The sequence below is a fragment of the Acidovorax delafieldii genome, from assembly GCF_007993815.1.
Classification (GTDB): Bacteria; Pseudomonadota; Gammaproteobacteria; order Burkholderiales; family Burkholderiaceae_C; genus Acidovorax; species Acidovorax delafieldii.
Window position 1 is genome coordinate 269,138 of the sequence record NZ_VJWE01000013.1, and the last position, 14,098, is coordinate 283,235.

12 protein-coding genes are annotated in these 14,098 nt (G+C 67.0%); 1 reads left to right on the top strand and 11 read right to left on the bottom strand.

The window, feature by feature from the left end; all coding sequences use genetic code 11:
* Positions 1-86 precede the first annotated feature (86 nt).
* The 6 genes from ATF69_RS13335 to ATF69_RS13360 all read right to left on the bottom strand — a co-directional run bounded on the left by ATF69_RS13335 (position 87) and on the right by ATF69_RS13360 (position 6,000).
* Positions 87-1,355 carry a HupE/UreJ family protein gene (locus ATF69_RS13335; protein WP_158641486.1) on the bottom strand — a complete coding sequence of 423 codons (1,269 nt, stop codon included), beginning with the start codon at positions 1,353-1,355 and terminating at the stop codon, positions 87-89.
* A gap of 59 nt (positions 1,356-1,414) precedes the next feature.
* On the bottom strand, positions 1,415-2,557 hold the full coding sequence (locus tag ATF69_RS13340; protein ID WP_146871271.1) for a hypothetical protein: 1,143 nt from the start codon (positions 2,555-2,557) through the stop codon (positions 1,415-1,417).
* A gap of 96 nt (positions 2,558-2,653) precedes the next feature.
* Positions 2,654-2,905, bottom strand: a complete 252-nt coding sequence (locus ATF69_RS13345; RefSeq protein ID WP_108499985.1) for a hypothetical protein — start codon at positions 2,903-2,905, stop codon at positions 2,654-2,656.
* A 17-nt stretch (positions 2,906-2,922) separates the two neighbouring features.
* On the bottom strand, positions 2,923-4,476 hold the full coding sequence (locus ATF69_RS13350; protein ID WP_146871272.1) for a DUF4331 domain-containing protein: 1,554 nt from the start codon (positions 4,474-4,476) through the stop codon (positions 2,923-2,925).
* A 149-nt stretch (positions 4,477-4,625) separates the two neighbouring features.
* Positions 4,626-5,417: an anti-sigma factor gene (locus ATF69_RS13355; protein WP_146871273.1), complete on the bottom strand. Its 792-nt coding sequence runs from the start codon at positions 5,415-5,417 to the stop codon at positions 4,626-4,628.
* A 7-nt stretch (positions 5,418-5,424) separates the two neighbouring features.
* On the bottom strand, positions 5,425-6,000 hold the full coding sequence (locus ATF69_RS13360; RefSeq protein ID WP_056061217.1) for an RNA polymerase sigma factor: 576 nt from the start codon (positions 5,998-6,000) through the stop codon (positions 5,425-5,427).
* Positions 6,001-6,246: 246 nt separating this feature from the next.
* Here ATF69_RS13360 and ATF69_RS13365 point away from each other — a divergent pair, with 246 nt between their 5' ends.
* A complete protein-coding gene (locus ATF69_RS13365; RefSeq protein WP_056062123.1) occupies positions 6,247-6,660 on the top strand; it encodes a c-type cytochrome in 414 nt (137 codons plus the stop codon).
* Between the two features lie 15 nt (positions 6,661-6,675).
* Here ATF69_RS13365 and ATF69_RS13370 read toward each other — a convergent pair whose 3' ends face one another.
* From ATF69_RS13370 to ATF69_RS13390, 5 genes are all read right to left on the bottom strand, one after another.
* Positions 6,676-7,842 carry an alpha-hydroxy acid oxidase gene (locus tag ATF69_RS13370; RefSeq protein ID WP_108499988.1) on the bottom strand — a complete coding sequence of 389 codons (1,167 nt, stop codon included), beginning with the start codon at positions 7,840-7,842 and terminating at the stop codon, positions 6,676-6,678.
* A 142-nt stretch (positions 7,843-7,984) separates the two neighbouring features.
* Entirely contained in the window at positions 7,985-10,273 is a 2,289-nt protein-coding gene (locus ATF69_RS13375; protein ID WP_146871274.1) for a sensor domain-containing diguanylate cyclase, read from the bottom strand.
* An 84-nt stretch (positions 10,274-10,357) separates the two neighbouring features.
* Positions 10,358-12,679 (bottom strand): penicillin-binding protein 1C, encoded by a 2,322-nt coding sequence (pbpC, locus tag ATF69_RS13380; protein WP_146871336.1) that lies wholly within the window; start codon positions 12,677-12,679, stop codon positions 10,358-10,360.
* Positions 12,680-12,739: 60 nt separating this feature from the next.
* Complete coding sequence (locus tag ATF69_RS13385; RefSeq protein ID WP_146871275.1) at positions 12,740-13,609, bottom strand: methylglyoxal synthase; 870 nt, start codon at positions 13,607-13,609, stop codon at positions 12,740-12,742.
* 55 nt (positions 13,610-13,664) lie between these two features.
* Positions 13,665-14,033, bottom strand: coding sequence for a hypothetical protein (locus ATF69_RS13390; RefSeq protein ID WP_056747520.1), 369 nt, complete (start codon positions 14,031-14,033; stop codon positions 13,665-13,667).
* Between the last annotated feature and the right edge of the window lie 65 nt (positions 14,034-14,098).

Here is a 14,098-nt window from a genome sequence, read left to right on the forward strand (position 1 = left end):
GTCCAGATGTGAATCCAGAGTACCGCAAAGGGTCTTTAGCGCCTGATCAGGGTCCGGCCCCCACGACGGACTGGCCACCGTTCTCGTCAGCCAGCGAAGGCAAGGCGCTGCACGGTCCAGTACAGCGACAGCACCAGCAACGCGACGGAGCCCCCATGCACCACCACCGAGCGGTACCACGCCCTGCGCGCCAGTGCCACCGAGACCGCGCACCACAGGGCGACCACCATCAGTTGGCCCACTTCGACCCCCAGGTTGAACCCCGCCAGGGCCCACAACAGCGAAGCCCCCGCCACGCCCGCTTCAACCAGCACCCCGGAAAAACCCAGCCCGTGCACCAGCCCAAAGCCCAGAGCAAGCCAGCTACTGCGCAGGCCTTGGACGGGAAACAGGTTCAGCAACGCCGAGATGCCGATGCTGATGGCAATGGCGGGCTCCACCCAGTTGCCCGACACGGTGACCCAGCCCAGGCCTGCCAGTGCCAGCGTGATGGAATGGCCCACGGTGAAACAGGTCACCGTGAGCAGGAGCGCCTTGATCCCGGCGAAGCGGTCCCTGGCGCCGGAGGCCGGGGTGTCAGCGATCGGTGTGGTGCCGGACTCCGTGTGCAATGGCAGATCGCGGTGGCGGGGCTGCGGCCGCGCCAGGGAGATGGGCAGCAACAGTGCCAGCAAAAAGGCCAGGTGGTCGTAGCCAGACAGGATGTGGTGCACCCCCTCGGTCACAAAGTGCAGCAGCGTGGCCAACCCGCCGCGTGGGGCGCCGGGCTCTGTTGCGTCCGCACCTTGAGCCCCTTCCGCACCGTCTGCCCCCGCTTGTCCTGCGCGGCTGCCCGCAGAGCGCAGGTCGGTGCCCGAGCGCCCGTCAGGGGCCAGCACGGCTGCCAGCGTCTGGCCGCTCAACGCGCCGCCCACCAGCAGGCGGTGTGTGGGGTCGATGCCCTGCATCAGGCCGTAGCGCAGAGTGACCGCCTGGGCTGGCGCACAGGGCAGCGTGGCAGCCAGCCGCGCGTAACGCCCATCGGTGCGCTGCTCCAACGCTTCAAAGCGCCAGGCAGGCACCGTCGCCGTTCCGTCGCACTGCCACAACATGCCCTGGCCCACCCACTGGACGATGGCGGGCATGGACTGTCGCACCTCGCCCCATGTGAGCTGACGGTCGCCATCGGCATCGAGCTGCTCCAGTGCGGCATCCACATCCTTCAAGGCCACCGACAGCACAAGGCCTATCGATGCGCCCGCCCCTGCAGTGCCCAGGGATGCCGGCGCATCCGCCACCCGCAGATAGGCGTCGCTGGCCTTGTGGGCCCAGGCGCTGGGCGCCAGTGCTGCGGCAGTCAACGCGACAGCCACCATGGCCCGCGGGGAACGCCCGTGTGGGCGCAGGAGGCCCATTAACCAGTGCATGCAGCGCATCATTGGGCTCCCCGGGTCTGCCAGCGCGCCAGGCGCAGGTCTTGCAGTCCTGCTTGCTGCAGGGCCTGCCGCACGGCCTGGTGGGCAGCAGCGTCGCCCGACTGCTCAGAGGTCTGCAGTGCAAGCCACCAGTCGAGGGGCTCTTTTTGCAGGGCAAGGTTGGTGCGGGCCGCCTTCCATGCGGCGGCGGGTTGCCCCTGCAACCACAGCGCCAGCAAGGCACGCTCCCGGGCGTGGGCGTCCAGCCCCTCACCGCGCGCCGCGATGGCGGCAAAACGCGCTTCCAGGTCGCGCACCAGGGGCTGCCACGCGGCGTCCCCCATCAGCCGCAGGGCCTGCGCGCGCCGCAGCAGCACGGAGTCGCTGTCGGGCTGGTGCCGGAGCACCTCCAGTGCGGCGCTCGCACGATTGCGGCGCAACAGCTGGTCGGCATAGGCCAGCGCGGTGTAGCCGTCGGGGGCATCGGCCAGGCTGCGGCGGTAGGCCGCGTCGGCAGCGTCATCGCGCCCTGCGCGCTCTTCGCTCTCGGCCAGCAGCGACCCGATCCAGGCCCGCTGGGCAGCATCCCCCGCAACCTGCTGCCGCAGGGCGGTGAAGCCATTGCGTGCGGCATCGTGCTGGCCTTGCAGTGAACGGGTTTCGAGCAGGCAGGCGGTGGCATACAGCGCAGCACCGTGGCGGGCTACGTTGCGGCAGGCGGCCTCGGCGGCCTCATAGCGCGCGGCCACACGCTCCAGCGTGGCCAACGTGAGCCAGCCCTGCACCTGTGCGGGGTTGGTTTGCAAGGCGCGCTCCAGCGTGGCGCGCGCTGCTGAAAATTCATGGCGCCCTTGCTCTACGGTGGCCTGCAACACCAGCAGATCGGCCGGGGCGTCCGACTGGCCCCACCAGCGTGCCAGGGCCGCCTGTGCCCGGCCCAGGTAACGCGGGTCCGCCGTCTCGCGTGACAGCGTGATCCAGCGCCGGGCCGTGGCGGCAGCGGCCTGGGGCGTGGCGGGGGCTGCGCTCACACGCTCGGGCAGACGCTCGACCACATCGGCATCGAGGCCGGGTGGCAAGTCCTGCGGCAAGGCCGCCAGGGCCGTGCCCGCCCATAGCACCAGGCACAAGGCCACGCACACACAGTGATGAGGTTTCTTCATGGGATCGTGACAACAGCGGATATCGAAAGAGACACAATCACCCACGCACGCCCTGGCCACACCCCTTCAGGGCGCAGTCAGGACATCGCGCGAGGGTCAGAGCCGCGAATCGGGCTCTTCAGCCTCGGTGCTGGACAGCACCAGCTGGTCCACCGCCTGAGGCTCGGCGGTGTCCGATGCGCCGCTGGCCACAATGGGCTGCACATACGCGAACGCGTTCACCATCACGGGGCCCCCATTGCCAGGGTCTGCCGTGTTGTCGCCGCTACCGCCCCCGCCGCAACCGGTGATGGCCAATGCCGCCACCGAAGTGAGGGCCAGGTGCTGAATCCGAAGGTTCTTTTGCATGGTGTGGCTCCTTCGGATCAGAAGTTCTTGGCACCAGGCAGCGGTGGGTTCACATACGGAAACGCCGTACGGTAGTCCGTCGCCTTGGTGCGCGAGCCGTCCACAAACGCTACCCCTCCTGCCGGGGCATCACCCGGCTTGCAGCCCACCTTGAGCGTGTCCGTGGCACCCGTCACCGTGCACAGCGCACCCATGGCCACGCGCAGCGATACGTCCACCACGTCGTCGCCCAAGCGGCGGCCGTTCGGGAAGCCGGCCGCATCCCCTGCCACCACCCCCAGCGAGTTCTGCGCAGCCGCAGCCGTGGCGGCAATGCCCGTGTTCAAGCGCAGCATTTCGGCCAGGGGGCCGCCGGCACCCAGGCCGGTGACGTTGCCGGGGCGATTGACGGTGGGCAGCCCCGTGAGGAAGGCCGTCATCAGGTCGGTACGCGGGAAATTCGTGGGGGCCTTTGCGCCAAACAGCGTCTCGACCAGCGCGGGCAGCGTGGGGTGCGTCACGTAGTCCGCAAAGTTGGCCGCATCATCCTTGGGCTTGGATGCGTTGAACTTGTCCTTGTCCTTGAGGCCAATCACCACCTCGTTGACCAGCGGCATGCCCAGGCGCGAGACCTGCGTCCATGCGCCACCGGCCTTCTCGCTGGCCTGCAGGCCCGAGTCTGGCTTGCCATTGAGCAAGCGGGCCTGGCGCAGGCTGGCAGTGGTCCAGCCGCCGATGACCTTCTCGCCCGATTCCGCCGTGAGGCAGTTGATGGGCACTTCAACCGCGAGCGACGTCACGTTCTTGTTGGCAATCTGGCCCGCGCCGAAGGCCGCAGCATTCGACTCGCTGGTGATGACGGCGGCAGGTGCATTCACCAGATCAAAGATGGTGCCCAACGACACCGGGAACGGGTCCTGCCGCTGGCCCACAAACACCTTGCCGGGGGTGGAGCAGCCGGGGATGTTGATGCCATACACATACTTGCCGGCATAGGCGTCGTAGGCGGCCGCATTGCCCAGCGATTTTTCACCGATGTAGTCGATGGGCTTGGTAAAGGTGGTGCCCCCACCGGCCATGGTGATCTGCTCGCGCTTGCCGGTACGGCGGTCACCGCGCACGATGAACATCTCGTACTCTTCGCGGTAGGCCAGCGGGTCGCCCGCTGCGCCGCTGATGCCACCGGCGTTGCGCAGCGGAATGGCCACCTTCTTGCGGGCACCATCAGGACCGATATCGAGCGTGATGCCGTTGCCACCATTGTTCAGTGTGTTCTTGAAGCGGAACTGAAAGGTGATGTCCTCCGCTGCGTCGCCGTTGTTGTCGATGTGGATTTCGTACAGCGCATTCGAGTCCAGGCTGAAGTAGTTGGGGCCGCCATAGGCATCCTGCAGCGGCAGGTAGTTGGCGATCATGGTGACAAAACCCGCTCGACCCGGTTCGTAGCTGTTGAACAGGTAGAAGTCACTGCCGTCAACCTTGGGCTGGGTCGTGATGAACGGCGCCTCGCGGTGGCTGGACGCCAGACTGACGCCCGCTGCGCTGGCAGCCAGAACAGCCAGCACGGCCAGACTGATTTTTTTCAATGGCATGGGGATCTCCTCGTAGGTGGATGGTGGGGTGCCAAGCACCCCACCTTGAATACGACGAAGAGAAACCCGTGGATTCAACGGTGGCGACTATTCTTTTCTTTTGCCACCGGTTCTTTCAGACCTGTACGCTACTGCCTGAAACCCGGGTGTCAGGTGGCCTTGCGGATCAGAGCGCCCTTGAACAGCACCGGCCCTGTGGGGCCCGTGGCGCTGGGCACACCCCCCTTGGGCTCCAGACTGATGGCCAGCGTGGGGACTTCTTTCACATCGCCCTCCTGGGCCACCAGCTTGAGCAGCTTGTCCTGCCCCAGCACGCCCAATGAGCGCGGGCCGCCAGCGGGCGGCAGCGCCCACAGTTGCAAGGACTTGTCCGTCCCCTCCTGGAAACCGCCCACGCGCTGCAGCACGAGCTGGTTGTTCTTGGGGTCGAACGTCACCAGCATCGACGCGTCGGCCTTGTCATCGGCCAACACCGCCACGTACTGGATCTGGGGCGTGGCTTGCAGTTGTTGCTGCAGTGCGGCGATCTGCGCGCCCGTGGTGGCACGCAGGCCTCCATTGACCTGCACGCCCACCACCACAGCCGCCAGCGTGGCGATGGCGCCCGCAGCCGCCGCACCGCGCCACACCAGCAGGTTGCGCCACCAGCCGCTGGGGGCCTCTGCGGCCTGGTGCACACGGGCAGCCTGCATGGCGGACGCAGCCCGGTCGGCCTGCACCAGGTTGTCGATGCGCGTCCACACGGCGGGCGCGGGGTGGATGGCGGGCTGCAGCTCGGTCAGGCCGGACCAGCGGGTCTGCCAGACCAGCGCGGCAGCGCGCACGGTGGCGTGTTCGCGGGCCAGGCTTTCAAATCGGCGGCGGGCGCCGCCACGCAGTGTGCCCAGGGCGTAGCTGGCAGCCAGGCGGTCGAGCAGTTCGGGGTGTCGGGTAATGTTCATGGCAACCTCACGCAAAACGCGCCATGCAGGTGCGCAGCTGTTCCAGGCCCCGGCGGATCCAGGTCTTGACGGTGCCAAGCGGCAGCTTGAGTTGCTCGGCCAGCTCGCCGTGGCTCTGGTCGCGCAGGTAGGCCAGGCTCACTACCTCGCGCTGCTTGTGATCGAGCTTTCCCAGACAGTGGTGCAGCGCAAAGGCCTGCTCGCTGGCATCGGCGGCGTCCATAGGGTTGGGCATGTCGCCCTCCAGCGTCTGCGCCATCTCGTCATCCAGCTCGTTCATCAGATCGGACCGGTCGGTGGTGCGCTTGCGCAGGGCATCCAGCGCCCGGCTGCGCACGATCAAACCCATCCAGGCCATGGGCGGACTCAGCGATGCGCGGTAGTTGCCCGCGCCGCGCCAGATGGTCAAAAACGCCTCCTGCAGCACATCCTCCGCCGCGTCGCGGTTGCGGACGATGCGCAGGGCCAGGCCAAAAAGCTGCGACGCGGTGCGCTCGTACAGCTTTTTCAGCGCGGAGTCGTCCTGCGCGGCGATGCGGTCTAGGAGGTCCATCAGTTCACTGTCTGGGTGGAGGGTGCTCATGCGCCCATTCTCGGGGATTGGTTGGGTGGGAGGTGCCTGCGGGGCTTTGCTGTGTGTGAATACGCCACTGCGGGCACTTTGGATGCGGCCGGGCACAAAAACAGGGCCCTGGCTCGGCAAATTGGTGTAGTCGGGGTATCGGGCACCCCAACCGCAACGGGCATGAATCCAGGCGGCGGGATCGTCCGTACTGCAAGAGTCACCTCTGCCCACAACGCTCGCGCTTTCCACCCCATGCTCCCCGCCATGCCTCTGCCTCGCCCACTGTTCCCTGTTCATTGGGTTGCCGTTGCGGCCACCTTGGTGTGGGGGGCCCACAGCCCCGTTGCGGCCCAGTCGGTGGAGCGTGGCGCTGCGCTGTACGCGGCGCATTGCAGCAGCTGCCACAGCCCGGACCAGCATGGAGACGGCCCGGCGCACCGGGGCGTGGTGGGGCGCCGCGCGGGCGCACTGAAGGATTTTGACTACTCGCCCGCGCTGCGCGCAAGCAAGCTGCTGTGGACGCGTGCCACGCTCAAGGCCTGGCTGACCGACCCCGAGGCGCTGATCCCCGGCCAGGGCATGGACTACCAGCTCGACGACGCACAGGGCCGCGAGGACGTGGTGGCCTACCTGGCCACGCTCAAACGCCTGCCGGCGCCGACGACGGCCGCGCGGTAAAGGGCTTTCAGCCGCTCAGGCCGTGGGAAAGGTACCGGGCAGCAGGATCGACGAATCAACGTTGTTGATGTTGGTATGGCCACAGAACGCCATGGTGATGTCCAGCTCTTTCTGGATGATCTGCAGCGCACGCGTCACGCCCGCCTCGCCGTAGGCCCCCAGGCCGTACAAGAAGCTGCGGCCGATCAGCGTGCCCTGCGCGCCCAAAGCGCGGGCTTTGAGCACGTCCTGCCCGCTGCGGATGCCGCCGTCCATCCACACCTCGATGTTCTTGCCCGCTGCTGCGGCAATGCCTGGCAGTGCGGCAATGGAGGATGGCGCGCCATCGAGCTGGCGCCCACCGTGGTTGCTGACGATCAGTGCGTCGGCACCGCTGTTGACGGCCAGGCGCGCATCTTCGGCGTCCATGATGCCTTTGAGGATCAGCTTGCCGCCCCAGCGCTTCTTGATCCACTCCACATCGCCCCAGTTGAGCTGCGGGTCGAACTGTTCGGCCGTCCACGACGACAGCGACGACAGGTCGCCCACACCCTTGGCGTGGCCCACGATGTTGCCGAAGCTTCGGCGTTTTGTGCCCAGCATGCCCATGCACCAGCGCGGCTTGGTGGCCAGGTTGATGAGGTTGGCGATGGTGGGCTTGGGCGGGGCCGAGAGGCCGTTCTTGATGTCCTTGTGGCGCTGGCCCAGGATCTGCAGATCGAGCGTGAGCTGCAGCGCCGAGCAGTTGGCCGCCTTGGCGCGGTCGATCAGGCGTTCGATGAAGTCGCGGTCCCGCATCACATACACCTGGAACCAGAACGGGTGGCGGCCCGTGTGTTCGGCCACGTCTTCGATGGAGCAGATGCTCATGGTCGAGAGGGTGAACGGGATGCCAAACGCCTTGGCCGCCTTGGCGCCCAAAATTTCGCCATCGGCATGCTGCATGCCGGTGAGGCCGGTGGGCGCTATGGCCACGGGCATGGCCACATCCTGCCCCACCATGGTGGTGCGGGTCGTGCGGCCTTCCATGTTCACGGCCACGCGCTGGCGCAGCTTGATGCGCTGGAAGTCGCTCTCGTTGGCGCGGTAGGTGCCCTCGGTGTACGAGCCCGAATCGGCGTAGTCATAGAACATGCGCGGCACGCGGCGCTGGGCAATGACACGCAGGTCTTCGATGCAGGTGATTTTGGACAGATTGGGCACGCAGGCTCTCCAGGATGGGGAATGCGCCGAATGGTAGGCGGTGGCGCGGGGGCCAGCCATCAAAATTTTTTCGACGGCTTACAACAAATTTCCAGTGACGGACAGCGCCATGCCACCAGGACGCCCGACTTCAGCAGATGGACTACTGGGCCGCGGCCACTTGAGAGGACTCGGGCAACACCACCTCGGGATCGGCATCCGGGCCCTGGTACAGCATGAAGCGCATGCGCCCGCCGCGTTTGGCCGCATACATGGCGCCGTCAGCATGGCGCGACAGCTCATCGAACGTGCTGCCGTGCTGCGGGAACAGCGCAATGCCGCCGCTCACACCCACTCGCGCGGGCTGCCCAGCCAGACCAAACGGCGCGTCACAGGCCGCCAGGATCTTGCGCGCCACCAGGCAGGCGGGCTCCACCCCATCCAGCCCCGGCAGCAGCACCACAAACTCATCGCCCCCTTGCCGGCACACCGTGTCGGACGCACGCACCGCCGCCTGCAAGCGCTGGGCAAACTGCACCAGCAGAATGTCTCCGACATCGTGGCCCAGGCTGTCGTTGATTTCCTTGAAGCCATCGAGGTCCAGGTACATCACCGCCAGCGACTTGCCATCGCGCCGCGCCTGCGCCATGGCCAGTTGGGCACGGTCCTGCAGCAGCACGCGGTTGGGCAGGTCGGTCAGCGCGTCGTACTGGGCCAGGTGGGCCATGCGCTCTGCCATGGCCACGGCCTCGGTCACGTCACGCAGCACGGCCACAGCACCCGTCACCGCGCCATGGCGGTCGGTGACGGCACTGGCCGTCTCCTCCACCTGGAAGCGCTGGCCGCTGGCGCGGTGTACCAGCACGCCCCGCACCGGGTCTGTGGCCGCGCCTTGCTGAATCGCCGTGCGCAAGGTGTTGGGCAAGGGTTCGTCGTTGTCAGGACAACGCAGGCTGACCACTTCGTCCACGTTGTGCCCGGCAGCGTCAAACGCCTGCCAGCCCGTGAGGCGCTCGGCCACGGGGTTGAGGTAGGTCACCATGCCTTTGGCGTCCGAGCAGACCACGGCATCGCCGATGGATTGCAGGGTGAGGCGCACGCGCTCTTTCTCGTCGAACAGCTCGTTCTCCATGCGCTTGCGCTCGGTGATGTCCGTCACCTGCACAAAGAGCCCGGTGACCACGCCGCGCTCGTCAGTGTCAGGCAGATAAGACACGATGCTGTGGCGTGGCATGCCCTGGGGATCCTTGTCCGTGCGCTCAAACCGCTGCGGCGCACCCGCCAGCGCCAAGTCGTAATAGGGCTTGCTGGCCGCGTAGCGGCTCTCGCTCAGCAACTCGCTGATGTGGCGGCCCCGCACCGGCGCTGGGTAAGTGCCGAATTCCTCCAGTGTGGCGCGGTTGGCAAAGCGGTTGCGCATGCCGGCATCCCAGTAGGCAATCATCGAGGGCACGTTGTCGAGGGTGGTGCGCAGGTCATGCTCGGCCTCGGTCAGGCGCGCCGATACCTGCTGGCGCAGCACCAGCTCCCGCACAAACACCATGGCCAGCCCCAGGCAGCCCAGCATCAGCAGCACGGCAAAGCCCCCCAGCACCCAGGCGCTGCTTCGCCACTTGGCAAGGATGGTGCCGGTGGACTGGGCCACATTCAGGATCAGCGGGTAGTTGCCCACGGTCCGGAACGAATACAGCCGCTCCACACCGTCGAGTGCGGCCTTGCCCACAAACGAGCCGGTGCCCTCGGCTTGAAAACGCAACAGGTTGGGCGTGCCGGCAATGGTCTTGCCCACATCGGCATCGCCGTACGGAAAGCGGGAAATCACCACACCGTCCTGCCGGAACATGTTGACCCCGCTGTTGTAGCCCAGGTCTAGTGAGCCAAACAGCTCGTTGAAATAGCTCAGACGGATGGCACCCACCACCACCCCGGCAAAGCTACCGTCTTCGTTGTAATAGCCGCGCGAGATGGGCAGGATGTTCAGGCCCGTCACCCGCGAAGGCACGGGCTTGCCGAAGAACAGCCCTTGTTCGCCCCGGTCGCGGAACGCCAGAAAGTAGTCGCGGTCGGCAAAGTTGGCGCGGCGAGGCACGAGAGAACCCGAGTCCAGAACGACGTTGCCCTGCGCGTCCAGCACCAGCACATCGCCCGCGCCGCGTGCGCGCAGGGAGTTGTCAAACACCACCCGTGCGCGCAGGTCGGGCGACAGCGCCCACACTTCGGGCCGGGCCACCTCGCGGGCTACGCCCTCCAGGGATTTATCGAACGAGTCCAGCGACCACGCCAGGCCTTGCTCCAGGGTGCGGGCCAGGTTGGCGTTGGTCTGCTCCGCGTAGCTCCACTCGTCGTTGCGAATGGTCCAGATGGTGCGCGCAAACAGCGTACCAATGCCCAAAGCCACCAGCAAAGCCAGCCAGATCAGGCGGTGGGAGAAAAACTGGCGGAGCGAGGACATATAGATAGTTTGTAACTATTCTAAACAGCGACCTTAACGGCACATTACTACCAAGTCACACCGTATTCCTCGGATTTGTCAGCGTCAATGCGCACCTGCCCGGGTGGGCGAGGCCACCACACCGGCACCACGCACCTCCAGCCGGACTTCGTCCAGCACCTTGCCCTGGGCATCCGTGATCTGCACGACATGCCGCCCAGGCCACGGCATCCAGGCCACCCGAGGCCCCCGGCCCAGGGTTTTGCCGTCCAGCCGCCACTGCACGGCATCGCCCGTGGCGGTGAACTGCAGGCGCTGGCGCATCGGCGGGATGTCCGGGTCCAGCGCGATCACCGTGCCGGACGCCGGGGCGGTGATGCGGGCAGAGGCACCGGCAGGAGGCGCCGTAGGGGTCGAGGCAGCGTTTTTGGAGAATTTTTGGCCGGATGCGCTAGTGGAATATGGCTCGGAAGCTATCGAATCAATAGCAAACAAAGACTGCTGCGTGCCAGGCACAAACCATTCGTCGCGCGCAGCCTCCAGTGGCTGGGGCACGCCTGCAGAGGGCGGCTGGCCCGGACCAAACCGCACAGCCGCCCTGACCAGGCCCCCAGGGGCCTTGGGGGCCCGGCTGGGCTCGCGGGCGTGCAGAAAGCCCATCACCGCTGCCCAGATGGGCGCTGCACCACTGGTGCCGCTGACCTCGTGCATGGCCGCGCCACTGGCATTGCCCACCCACACACCCACCGTGTAGCGCTCGGACCAGCCCACCGCCCAGTTGTCGCGCATGTCCTTGCTGGTGCCGGTTTTCACGGCCGTCCAGAAGCGGGTGGCCAACACGCTGTCGGTGCCGAAGGTGCGGGCGCGTGCATTGCCGTCGGACAGGATGTCACCCACGATAAAGGCGGCGCGTGGGTCGGTGGCTGGAGTAAAGCGGGGCTTGGCATCGGCCGGGGCTACGCTGCCCTGTCGCCCGCCGTTGGCGAGCGTGACTGCAACAGGACTGGCACGCCCGCCGTTGGCGAGCGTGCGATAGGCATTGGTCAGGTGCAGCAGCGGTACCTCGGGGCTACCCAGTGCCAGGCTGTAGCCAAAGTAGTCGCCACTTTCGCGCAGCGGCAATCCCATGGCCCCGAGCTGCCGGTGGAACGCGTCAGGCGTGACCATGACCAGCGTGCGCACGGCGGGCACGTTGAGCGACGCCGCCAGTGCCGTGCGCACCGACACCCAGCCCTTGAACTGGCGGTCGTAGTTTTGCGGAATGTAGAGCCCGCCCGCCGTGGTGATCTGCGCGGGCGAGTCCTCCACCAGCGAGGCCGCCGTGAGCCGCCGTTCGGCAATCGCCTGGGCGTACAAGAACGGCTTGAGCGTGGAGCCCGGCTGGCGCAGCGCCAACACCCCATCGACCTCGCTGGCCTGGCTGAGCTGGCCGGATGACCCCACCCAGGCCAGCACCGCGCCCGTGGCGTTGTCCAGCACCAGTACCGCGCCGTCTTCCACATGGCGCCCGCGCAACTCGCGCAGGTGCTGCTGCAGGCTCTGCATCGCAAAACGCTGCAACGGCGCGCGCAGGGTGGTGGCCACCCGCTCGGGCACAGCGCTGTCCTTGTCCCGCTGGCGCAGCAGGTAGCGTGCAAAGTGTGGCGCCACACCCTCGCTGGCATCGAAGGCGCGGCGTTGTAATGCGGCCGTGGTGAACAGGTCCAGCGCATCGCAGTCCACGCGCACCGCCGGTGCAGCGGGCGAGGCGGGGGTGGAAGGGCGCTGCTGCATGTCGCGCAGCACGCCGCAGGCACGCTGAGCCACCAGCACAGGCCGTGCGTTGGGCGCGCGCACCAGGGCCGCTGCCACCGCGGCTTCGCGGTCGTCCAGACCGTGTGCCGCCTTGCCAAACAGGGTGCGGCTCAGGGCATCGATGCCCACCAGCTCGCTGCGAAACGGCACCAGGTTGAGGTAGGCCTCCAGGATCTGGTCCTTGCGCCAGCGCCGGTCCAGCACCTGGGCGGCCACGGTCTGACCGACCTTCTGCACCACCGTGCGCCCTCCGGGGCCCTGGCGCCAGTCCCCGTCCAGCAGACCCGCGAGCTGCATGGTGATGGTGCTGGCCCCGCGTGTACGCTGGTTCCACAGGTTGCCCCAGGCGGCGGCCGAGGCCGCACGCCAGTCCACGCCGCTGTGTTCAAAAAACCGCTTGTCTTCGCTGAGCACGAGCGCCTGGCGCAGCGCGGGCGACACATCGGCCAGTGGCACCCACTGGCCACGCCGCACGGTGGCGTCGGTGCGCAAGCGCTGCAGCACCTCGCCTTCGCGCGAGAGGATCAGGGTGTCCGAGGGCTTGAAGTCCGCCCGCACCTCGTCAAACGTGGGAATGGCCCAGGCGCCCGAGGCGCAGGCCGCCAGCACCAGAGCGATGGCCTGTGTGCGCATGCGCAAGGTGACGAAGGAAGCGAAGGGAATGAACACAAACGCGCAGAAATGAAAGCACTATCAGCGCGCCGCGCGCAGGCGCACGGCGTCGCACCAGCGCTGCGCCACGCCCGGCACGGTGACACACACCGCGTCGTGCGTGGCGGTGGTCACAGCGCGCTCCAGCAGCTGGATGTCGGCCTCGTGCTGGCGCGCCACATGCGGGTCCTCAAAAAAAACGGCGCGGTGGCAACGACGCTCCAGCACCAGGTCGGCAATCTGCGCATCGCCACCCAGCGGCCCGCTGTTAAAACGCTGCACCCAGGGCTGCCCTTCGGGCCAGCCCTTGCTCCACGCCAGGGCGTTCAGTCGCTGGCCCGTGGTGCCGGTGGCCACCCGATGGCGAAACTGCGACAGCACATCAAAGTTGCGATCCGCAAAGTCGAGCATGGCCTGCTTGCACGCGTCGTGCGCAATCAGGGCCAGCGTCTGGGTGCCATGGTCATGAAACCGGTCGGCCTGTGGATCGGGCGGCAACCCGGCGTGGATGCGCTCCATCTCGATCCAGTCGCGCGCGCTGGCCACGGTGGAGAGAAACGGCTTGCCGTGGATCACACACTGCCGCTTGAGGGCCAGCGCCTCGGGGAAGATGGAAGAAGGGTCCACGGGGTCGGTGAGGTAGATCGCGCCATCGAGCGTGCGCCCTTCCCCCATGCCCACCACCTCTGCCACCACTTTCATCAGCCCACCGTCGCGCCCGTAGGGATAGCGCACCAGCGGCCGGTACCCCTGCAGCATGCCCGCAGCGACGATGGCATCGTGCGTGCGGCCCACGGCGTGCAGCCCCAGCTGCAGTTCCCGGATGCCCGCCTCGCAGGCGCGCAGCCAGGAAAAGAGCGCCGCATCTTCGGTGTGGTGGTGCAAGCGGTTGGCAGCGAGACCCAGGATCATGGTGGGTTGACTTTCTGAAAGCGAAGGGATCTGAACATCGTAAGCGCCTCACGACTCAACGATCGGAGTGCTCCCGGTCAAACCGCCCCTCGGCCTCGGTCAGGTGGCGCAGCAGCACATGCGAGATCAGGTTGACGCCGATACCGCCGAACACCACCGGCAGCAGGTACAGCGCAATCGTCAGCTCGGAACTGAACCACACATCGTCGGCCAGCGACGGCGTGCTCTTGGCCTGTGCTGCCATGGACTGCAGCAGGTACACATCCACCCCCGCGATCAGCACCAGGGCCACCCCAAACCCCAGCACCGCCCAGCGCGAGATCGACCGCGTGACCAGCAGCAGCGCATAAATGCCCACCGGCAGCACCAGCGAGAACCCCACCAGCAGCCAGAACCGTAGCTCCAGGAAGACGCTGAGGCTCATGGCATGCGTACCTGGGGTGGGCAATGGGCAAAGCTGTGCACGGCTGCGTTATGACGAAGTGGCGT

Bases quoted from the DNA above. Each gene is read 5' to 3' on its own strand.
- ATF69_RS13335 (WP_158641486.1), bottom strand. From the start codon at position 1,355: ATGGTGGCTGTCGCGTTGACTGCCGCAGCACTGGCGCCCAGCGCCTGG.
- ATF69_RS13340 (WP_146871271.1), bottom strand. From the start codon at position 2,557: ATGAAGAAACCTCATCACTGTGTGTGCGTGGCCTTGTGCCTGGTGCTA.
- ATF69_RS13345 (WP_108499985.1), bottom strand. From the start codon at position 2,905: ATGCAAAAGAACCTTCGGATTCAGCACCTGGCCCTCACTTCGGTGGCG.
- ATF69_RS13350 (WP_146871272.1), bottom strand. From the start codon at position 4,476: ATGCCATTGAAAAAAATCAGTCTGGCCGTGCTGGCTGTTCTGGCTGCC.
- ATF69_RS13355 (WP_146871273.1), bottom strand. From the start codon at position 5,417: ATGAACATTACCCGACACCCCGAACTGCTCGACCGCCTGGCTGCCAGC.
- ATF69_RS13360 (WP_056061217.1), bottom strand. From the start codon at position 6,000: ATGAGCACCCTCCACCCAGACAGTGAACTGATGGACCTCCTAGACCGC.
- ATF69_RS13365 (WP_056062123.1), top strand. From the start codon at position 6,247: ATGCCTCTGCCTCGCCCACTGTTCCCTGTTCATTGGGTTGCCGTTGCG.
- ATF69_RS13375 (WP_146871274.1), bottom strand. From the start codon at position 10,273: ATGTCCTCGCTCCGCCAGTTTTTCTCCCACCGCCTGATCTGGCTGGCT.
- pbpC (WP_146871336.1), bottom strand. From the start codon at position 12,679: ATGCGCACACAGGCCATCGCTCTGGTGCTGGCGGCCTGCGCCTCGGGC.
- ATF69_RS13385 (WP_146871275.1), bottom strand. From the start codon at position 13,609: ATGATCCTGGGTCTCGCTGCCAACCGCTTGCACCACCACACCGAAGAT.
- ATF69_RS13390 (WP_056747520.1), bottom strand. From the start codon at position 14,033: ATGAGCCTCAGCGTCTTCCTGGAGCTACGGTTCTGGCTGCTGGTGGGG.